The organism is Myroides sp. WP-1 (assembly GCF_014145635.1).
GTDB lineage: Bacteria > Bacteroidota > Bacteroidia > Flavobacteriales > Flavobacteriaceae > Flavobacterium.
Window position 1 is genome coordinate 1 of the sequence record NZ_JACHTC010000059.1, and the last position, 1,324, is coordinate 1,324.

The following is a 1,324-nucleotide window of genomic DNA, read 5'->3' on the forward strand; positions in this document are numbered from 1 at the left end:
GACCTATGCCCAACAAGATCCACAATATACACAATACATGTACAATCACTCAAACATCAACCCTGCTTATGCGGGTAGTAATGAGGGATTAAACATCTTTGGCTTGTATCGCACCCAATGGGTTGGGTTAGAAGGAGCTCCCAAAACAGCAACCTTATCCGTAAATACTCCCTTGGGAGATTCAGGATTAGGATTAGGAGTAAACTTTGTCAATGACCATTTAGGGGTAATGGATGACAATACCTTATCGGTAGATTTATCGTATGCTATTGATTTGAATTACCACTATAAATTGGCCTTTGGATTGAAGGGATCAGCTAATTTACTGGATGTGAACTACAGCAAGTTGCACATTTACAATCCATCCGATCCTGTCGCTGAGAGTGATATCAAGAACAAATTCACACCCAATATAGGAGCGGGCTTGTTCTTGTACTCAGACAAAGCCTATGTAGGTTTATCTGCCCCGAACTTGTTGACTCGTTCTCGCTACAACGACAACGACGTTAAAACACTTCGCGAGAAACTGCACGTGTATGCAACAGGGGGCTATGTTTTTGATTTGAGTAACGATATCAAATTCAAACCAGCTGCGATGGTAAAAATCGAGCAAGGCTCACCATTGCAAGTAGACGTATCTGCGAACTTTATGTTTGTCAATAAGTTTACAGCGGGTATTGCTTACCGTTGGGATGCTTCGGTGAGTGGTTTGGTAGGCTTCCAAGTTTCGGAGAACATCTTTGTAGGTTATAGCTACGATGCAGAGACGACAAAGCTGGCTAATTACAACTCCGGATCACACGAGATCTTTATGCGCTTTACATTGTTTAACGGCTTTAAGCGCATCACCGCGCCAAGGTTCTTCTAAAAGGAAAAAGAATGGTAAAACAGATCATACAACTGGGTATCTTAAGTGCAGCTTTGAGCTTTAGCTTTGTAGGATACAGCCAGATAAAAAAAGAGAAACAAGCGGACAAGAACTTTGATCGCTTGGCTTATGTGGATGCAATCAAAGTATATGAACGCATTGCAGAAAAAGGATATGTGAATACGTCTATCTTACAAAACTTGGGGGATGCTTACTACTTCAACGGAAAATTAGCAGAAGCCAACAAGTGGTATACAGCTCTTTTTGAAGGAACGTATGAGGATAAAGACACGTCACTGTTGCCCTCAGAATACTACTATCGCTATGCACAAACACTAAAATCCGTAGAGAACTACGACAAGTCGAAAGAGTTGATGGATCAGTTTGCTGCGATGGAAAAAGAAGATTCCAGAGCGGAGTTGTACAACAAAAACCGCGAATATCTTACCCATATTG

At 41.5% G+C, this 1,324-nt stretch carries 1 protein-coding gene and 1 pseudogene; both read left to right on the forward strand.

Going from position 1 to position 1,324, the window contains the following annotated elements:
- Window positions 1-868: type IX secretion system membrane protein PorP/SprF (locus H4K33_RS16280; protein WP_182650853.1), on the forward strand; the 868-nt coding region annotated here is incomplete at its 5' end.
- An 11-nt stretch (window positions 869-879) separates the two neighbouring features.
- Window positions 880-1,324: pseudogene (locus H4K33_RS16285) on the forward strand (flagellar motor protein MotB); the annotation flags it as partial.